A 6,368-nucleotide genomic window follows, 5' to 3' on the forward strand; every position below is an offset into this window, starting at 1 on the left:
ATTCCCCGGCAATGACCGGCCAGGCGTGATGCTGGCGCATGCAGCCGAGCGCTATGCCAACGAATTCGGCGTGCTGCCGGGCGAGCGGATCGCGCTGTTCACCAACAATGACAGCGCCTATCGGGCGGCCGTCGCCTTGAAGAAGGCCGGTGCCGCGGTCGTCGCCATCGCCGATGTCAGGCCGGAACTTTCGCCGGAGATGCGCAAGCTGGCCGCGGAAGCCGAGGCCGAGATCTTCGCTGGCCATGCCGTCGTCGCCACCGAAGGCGGAAAGGCGCTGTCCGGCCTCAAACTGCAACGCTTCGATATGGCCAATGGCGCACTCATAGGTGATGCCCGCAGTATCCACGCCGATTGCCTGCTGATGTCCGGCGGCTGGTCGCCGACCATCCATCTGGCCAGCCAGGCCGGCGCCAAGGCGGAATGGAATGCCGCGCGGCGGGCCTTCCTGCCGCCGAAGCCAACACAGAGCTGGATCGGTGCCGGCGCCTTCACCGGCAGTTTCTCCACCGCCGAAGCCATCGCCGAAGGCCGCGCCGCGGGCCTTGCCGCAGCCGGTGGCCCCAGCGCGCCTTCTGTATTGCCGGTGGTGGAAGCCGTGCCCGGCGATCCTGATCCGGCACCGGTGTTCGAGATCAGGGCCAAGGGCAAGAGCTTTGTCGACTTCCAGCACGACGTGACGGCAGAGGACGTGCGGCTGGCGCACCGGGAAGGCTTTGTCTCGGTCGAGCATCTGAAACGCTACACCACGCTCGGCATGGCGACCGACCAGGGCAAGAGCTCCAACGTGCCCGGCCTTGCCATCATGGCCGAAGCCCTGGGCAAGCCCATCCCCGAAGTCGGCACGACGCGCTTCCGGCCGCCCTTTGCGCCGGTGTCGATCGGCTCGCTGGCGGCGGAACGTTTTGGCGACCTGAAGCCCGAACGGCTGACGCCGATGCATGACTGGCATCTCGCCAACGGCGCGACGATGTATTCCGCCGGCCTCTGGTATCGCCCGATGATCTACGGCCATGCCGGCGAGACGGTCGAGCAGGCCTATGTGCGCGAGGCCAAGGCAACGCGCGAAAGCGCAGGGATCGTCGATGTCTCGACACTGGGCAAGATTGCCGTGCAGGGCCCCGACGCCGCCGCATTCCTCGACCGCGTCTACACCAACATGTTTTCGACGCTGGCCGTCGGCAAGGCCCGCTACGGTCTGATGCTGCGCGAGGACGGCCTTGCTTTCGACGACGGCACCACCTGGCGGCTCGGCGAACAGGATTTCCTGATGACCACCACCACGGCCAATGCCGGCAAGGTGATGCAGCATCTGGAATATTTCCTCGACGTGATCTGGCCGGCCATCCTCAGTATCCTCCCACGACCGGCAGGATCTCGCCGGTGATGTAGCTCGAGCAGTGCGGCGAGGCGAGGAACACATAGGCTGGCGCGAGTTCTTCCGGTTGCGCGGGTCGTTTCATCGGCGTGTCCGCGCCGAATTTGGAGACGTCGTCGGCTTCCTTGTCCGACGGATTGAGCGGCGTCCACACCGGACCCGGTGCGACCGCATTCACCCTTATGCCCTTGCCGATGAGATTGCCCGACAGGGCCCGCGTGAAGGCATGGATGCCCCCCTTGGTCATCGAATAGTCGACCAGCTGTTTTGAACCGTCGATGCCGGTTACCGAACCGGTGTTGATGATCGCCGAACCGGGCTTCATGTGCGGCACCGCTTCCTGCGCCATATGAAAATAGCCGTAAAGATTGGTCTTCAGCGTCGTGTCGAAATGTTCTTCGGTCAGCTCGCCGAAATCGCTGGAATGGATCTGGAACGCAGCGTTGTTTACCAGCACATCGATGCGGCCGAATTTTTCAACGGTCTCCATGACCGCCTTATGGCAGTGGCTGCGTTCGCTGACATCGGCCTTGACCAGGATGCAGCGTCGTCCCTCCTTTTCCACCGCTGATTTGGTCTCTTCAGCATCCTTGTCCTCGGTCAGATAGACGATCGCGACGTCGGCGCCCTCGCGGGCGAACAACACCGCCACCGAGCGGCCGATGCCGGAATCGCCGCCCGTGATGAGCGCTACCTTTTGGTCGAGTTTTTTCGATCCGAGATAGTAGGGCGCATCGTACAGCGGCTCCGGCTCTAGCGCCCATTCGTGCCCCGGTTTGGGCTGATGTTGCTCGGGGAAGGGGGGCTCGGGATATTCACGGGCGCCAGCCTGCATGGCGCCTTGCTGCTTCCCATCGCCTTTCGACTTGTCCTTGGCATCGACGCCACGTTGGATATGGCGCTGCTTTGCCGCTTCACCGGCTATTTCCGACTTCATCTGCATGATCGTCTCCTTGGCTTGGAGAGGAAACAACGCATGTCAGGCAAAAAGGTTTGCGCAAAAGATCGAGAGATTCCGGCCAGCGTTTGGCAATGCGTAACAACGACATCGCCAGTTGCACCAATTCAGCTGCAATGCAGCCGTGCCAGCCACCGCCGCCGATGGGGTCGAGCACCCGGGCTTGCCCGTTGCCTGTGCCGCCTTGGCAGCGAGCCAAATGTGATGATGTGGATTGGGAGCTATTGCGTCAAACTGGCGTGCGCAAAGCAGCGCCATCCGGTCTGCTCCGGGCGTAGCCGCCGGAATCTATCTTGGCGAGAGGCCATCGAGCAGGAAGTCCAGGCCTTTTCGGAAAGTGCCGTCCCAATCGTTGTCCAACAGCAGACGAGAGCGTTCGATTGTCGGATAGTGTTCGCTGAGACGTGTAAGACGCTGCTGCGCGGCTGCTCTGTCTTCTTCCGAGAGGTCGAAGCTTGCCCGGGTGAGGGTGGCGCCCATCACATAGTTCCAGAGCGACCAAATCGCAGCGTTGAGATCCGCGTCCGCAACACCGGCTCTGGACAAGGTCTTGCTCAGCATTTCCAGGCGACTGAGGATGTTCGGGCCAAGCGCCCGTCGCGGCAACAGCGATGCCGACCAAGGATGGCGCAACATTCTGGCGCGCCAGTTTTCGAGCATATGAACGACGTCTCCGCGCCAGTCCGGAGACTCACCTGTTTCAGGCGATCCGCGATATTCGAGCACCGAATCGAGTGCCAGATCAAAGACATCCTCCTTGTTGTCGACGTGCCAGTACAGGCTCATCACACCCGAGCCAAGGCGATCCGCCAGCCGACGCATTGTCAATCCGTCTATGCCCTGGGCGTCCAGCAGTTCCACCGCGATCGCCACGATACGCTCTCGAGACAGCGGCGGCTCGCTGCTCGCTTCCTGCATGGGTGGAAGCTTTGTCCGTTGCGATCGTTTGCTGGCACTGCGGGGTTTGGCTGCCATCTGTCTTCCTTGCTGGCCGAACGTCGATTTTGGCAGGCACCGTCAGGAATGTCGACGCTGATCGCTTGACTAGTACGACGTACCATACGATGACTCGTACATCGCACGATTCATCGTATGAGCGATCTGGTTAAAGTTCATGCCGGCCGCGAGTGCGTTTATTCGCGGTCAGCAGAGCCAGGAGAAATCATGTCACGCGCAATCAAGCATCTGCTTACCGGAGGGCTAATCATCATGACCATGGCAGTTTCCGCTGCGGCTACAGCGACTGGGAACGACCTCAAGCTGACCATCGTCAATCCACAGACGCTCTACGACCCGTCGCCGAATGGCTACAGCACCGCCGTGATCGCACCGCGCGGAGCTCGGATTGCCTACATCTCCGGGCAGGGCGGCCAAGACAGCACAGGAGCCTTGTCACCCGATTTCGCAGTCCAGGTTAAGCAGGCCTACGCAAATTTGCATGCGGCGCTCGAGGGCGTCGGCGCCAGGCCGGATCAGGTGGCGAAGCTCACGGTCTTCGTGGTCGACCACGACATGTCCAAGCTCGATGTGTTGACCAGGAACGTCAAGGACATGTTCGGCGAGGCGCTGCCGGCGCAGACACTGGTTCCCGTTGCCAAGCTTGCAATCGACCCCATGCTTTTCGAGGTGGAAGCCGTGGTCATTCTGGAGTAGGGGCGAGATCGCCCCACAAACTGAAACGGGTCGAGCGTGCCGCCGACAGCCGCACATTCGGAGCCACCATACGGAAGTAGAGCCGGCCAACGGTCGGTTGAGCTTCGCGTCAGCTCAGGTCTGTCCTTCGGTTTCGCTCGAAGCAAAGCCGCCAATTTCGCGACGCATTACAGTAGGTAGTGGCTCAGCGCGTTTTCCCTTCCGTCTACCGCGGCGGTATTTGCTCTGATACTCGCGTCGCTGTTTCGCGATTTCGTAGAGTACGATACCCGAACTGGTTCCGAGGTTTAGGCTCTCGATCATCCCGAACATTGGAATTGCTACGCACATCTCGCTGCGCTCGACCGCGAGGGTGCTGATGCCCCGTTTCTCATTACCGAACCAGACAGCGAGTTTGGTGTGCTGGGTATAATCGCCCTCGTGCAGGAAAACGCTGGTCTTTCCCTTTATATGCGGCGAGGTGACGACGGACACAAAGCCATGTTTTTCCAGATGGCTGAGGCAGGCGTCAGTGCTGTCGAATCGTTTCACAAACGTCCATTTGACGGCTGATACAGACGTTTCCGAAAGCGATTTCCGTTGGCGCATTTGCTGCCAGTCATCAGGAAGTGCTTTGCGTGGATCGACGATATAGACTCTTTCAACGCCGAGAGCATTTGCGTTTCGAATTACCGTTCCGATGTTCCTGATATCATTCGGATCTTCGACAACGGCTACCAAGTTCTTGCAGCGAAACGATTTGACCGCAGCCGCACGCTTGCGAACCGATACTCTGGGTTTCTGAGCCTCAAGGGTTTCCATGAGAGAGGTTCTTACCAGAGGCGCATCTGAATCCAAGGCCCGTGGCGACTCTATCGCCGCCACATCAGGAAGTCGCATAAGATAGATTATGGAACTGACGCATGGGCCAGGAACTGTAAATTGCCGCTGATTCTCATAGGCTTGAGCGCTCGTGGCGTATTGCCTTGAGCGGATAGCCAACCCTAGGCTGTCGAAATGAAGATGGCAAACAGCGGGATCGAAGCGGCGATCGAAGTGTTCGTGCATGGCTTCAGTGCCGACAGAAGCCGCACCTTTCCTTACGTGGCCCGCCGTGTTGGGCCGTTGTGGCTGATGCGCGACGCCGAGCGCAAGAATCCTCGCGACTACCGCGGCGAAGAATGGGTCGTCCATGACGTCGCCGCTCAACAGGCCGATGCCATCGTGCGGCAGCATGCACGGCCGGGCTTTGCCATTTCCGTTATGATCGCGCACGAGGATCCGGACGGGCCGACACGAACTGCCTACAAAGCTCTCGGCTACCGGCTGCTTCGGACCGAAGGCTTTTTCGTCCACCGACTGCGCCGCATTCCCAGCCCGCCGGCGGTTGCTTCGATCGAACGCGTGCAGACAGCCGAACGGGCGGCGCAGTTGGGAAAGATCATCCGCAGGCAGCCGATCCCAGACGATTTGCTCGGCGACAGCGCGCCATTCCGTCAGTATGTGGCAGTCGATGGCGCCGATATCGTTGGGCGCGTACGCAGCCTTGATGCCCTGGGAGCCACATGGTGTTCGAGCATGTATGTCGAGCCGTCGCACCGGCGTCGCGGCATTGGCCAGGCTTTGATGTCGAGAATGTTGCACGACGATCGGGCGCGTGGGTCGAGGTACTCGGCGCTGGCTGCAACCCACGCCGGGGCGCTGCTTTATCCCCGGATGGGCTACGAGCGGATCGGAACGCTGCTGATATTTGCGTCAAGGAGCCGGAAGACCGTATGAGGGTTTATTCGCATCATGCTGATTTATAGTGGATTTCAGCTTGATCGGTGGTCAGAGCCCTCTCCTTTTACAACAGCTGGCCTAGCTTAACATCTTCGATGCCGATGAACTTCATCACAGCCCGCGATTTCACCAGGGAACGGTGCGGCCGAGATAGTCAAGATATTCCAGGCCGGGGTTTCCCCGTTTTGCGAGGAGCACGTTCACAAGGCTGGGAATGCTCTCTTGGATGGTGAGCCGTGCGCCCGGGCCGCCCAACTCCGTGCGAACCCAGCCCGGCGCCATCAGGACCATCGAACGGGCCTCGCCCGCGTGCCGGGCTGCGTAGCAGCGCATATACTGGTTCAAGGCGGCCTTGCTGCCGCGGTAGACCTCGCGCATGCCGGTCGTGTTGTTGCAGACGCTGCCCTGTCCAGACGACATCACGCCAATCAACCCGGACGCCTCGACAAAGTCATCGAGGCTCTCGATCACGCGCAGCGGGCTCAGCGCGTTCGTGAGCATGACCCGGATGAATTCGTCGGTCGTCACCTGCCCGACCGTATCCGTCTCGTTGTTCGTCGTTCCGGCGTTAACGAACAGCATGTCGAACATCTTGCCGGTCAGGCGTTGGCGCAGGCC

7 protein-coding genes and 1 pseudogene are annotated in these 6,368 nt (G+C 60.6%); 3 read left to right on the forward strand and 5 right to left on the reverse strand.

All coding sequences use genetic code 11. From position 1 onward, the window contains the following. A pseudogene (locus tag EOC06_RS30245) lies at positions 1-1,387 on the forward strand (sarcosine oxidase subunit alpha family protein); the annotation flags it as partial. Here EOC06_RS30245 and EOC06_RS30250 read toward each other — a convergent pair. The 3 genes from EOC06_RS30250 to EOC06_RS30260 form a co-directional block, all read right to left on the reverse strand. Continuing rightward, positions 1,350-2,321: an SDR family oxidoreductase gene (locus EOC06_RS30250; RefSeq protein WP_128309518.1), complete on the reverse strand. Its 972-nt coding sequence runs from the start codon at positions 2,319-2,321 to the stop codon at positions 1,350-1,352. The pseudogene EOC06_RS30245 and the gene EOC06_RS30250 overlap by 38 nt on opposite strands. Beyond that, a complete protein-coding gene (locus tag EOC06_RS30255; protein WP_128309519.1) occupies positions 2,293-2,493 on the reverse strand; it encodes a hypothetical protein in 201 nt (66 codons plus the stop codon). Before EOC06_RS30255 ends, EOC06_RS30250 begins: the two co-directional genes overlap by 29 nt. Before the next feature lie 131 nt (positions 2,494-2,624). Continuing rightward, complete coding sequence (locus EOC06_RS30260) at positions 2,625-3,311, reverse strand: TetR/AcrR family transcriptional regulator (RefSeq protein WP_128288699.1); 687 nt, start codon at positions 3,309-3,311, stop codon at positions 2,625-2,627. A gap of 189 nt (positions 3,312-3,500) precedes the next feature. Here EOC06_RS30260 and EOC06_RS30265 point away from each other — a divergent pair, with 189 nt between their 5' ends. Then, positions 3,501-3,989 (forward strand): RidA family protein, encoded by a 489-nt coding sequence (locus tag EOC06_RS30265; RefSeq protein WP_128309522.1) that lies wholly within the window; start codon positions 3,501-3,503, stop codon positions 3,987-3,989. A gap of 114 nt (positions 3,990-4,103) precedes the next feature. On the opposite strand, the gene EOC06_RS30270 is transcribed toward EOC06_RS30265, so the two are convergent. Beyond that, a complete protein-coding gene (locus EOC06_RS30270) occupies positions 4,104-4,790 on the reverse strand; it encodes an RNA methyltransferase (RefSeq protein ID WP_128309520.1) in 687 nt (228 codons plus the stop codon). Between the two features lie 195 nt (positions 4,791-4,985). Between EOC06_RS30270 and EOC06_RS30275 the strand changes: the two genes are divergently transcribed. Then, positions 4,986-5,747 (forward strand): GNAT family N-acetyltransferase, encoded by a 762-nt coding sequence (locus EOC06_RS30275; RefSeq protein ID WP_127268847.1) that lies wholly within the window; start codon positions 4,986-4,988, stop codon positions 5,745-5,747. 129 nt (positions 5,748-5,876) lie between these two features. Here the strand turns inward: EOC06_RS30275 and EOC06_RS30280 are convergent. Continuing rightward, positions 5,877-6,368, reverse strand: a 492-nt coding sequence (locus tag EOC06_RS30280; protein ID WP_128309521.1) for an SDR family oxidoreductase, incomplete at its 5' end; no start/stop codon positions are given.

This window comes from Mesorhizobium sp. M7A.F.Ca.MR.362.00.0.0 (assembly GCF_004023175.1).
In the GTDB taxonomy this organism is placed as follows: domain Bacteria; phylum Pseudomonadota; class Alphaproteobacteria; order Rhizobiales; family Rhizobiaceae; genus Mesorhizobium.

Excerpts from the sequence above, each read along its gene's own strand:
- EOC06_RS30270 (WP_128309520.1), bottom strand. The coding sequence starts at position 4,790 with ATGGAAACCCTTGAGGCTCAGAAACCCAGAGTATCGGTTCGCAAGCGT.
- EOC06_RS30275 (WP_127268847.1), top strand. The coding sequence starts at position 4,986 with ATGAAGATGGCAAACAGCGGGATCGAAGCGGCGATCGAAGTGTTCGTG.
- EOC06_RS30260 (WP_128288699.1), bottom strand. The coding sequence starts at position 3,311 with ATGGCAGCCAAACCCCGCAGTGCCAGCAAACGATCGCAACGGACAAAG.
- EOC06_RS30265 (WP_128309522.1), top strand. The coding sequence starts at position 3,501 with ATGTCACGCGCAATCAAGCATCTGCTTACCGGAGGGCTAATCATCATG.
- EOC06_RS30250 (WP_128309518.1), bottom strand. The coding sequence starts at position 2,321 with ATGCAGATGAAGTCGGAAATAGCCGGTGAAGCGGCAAAGCAGCGCCAT.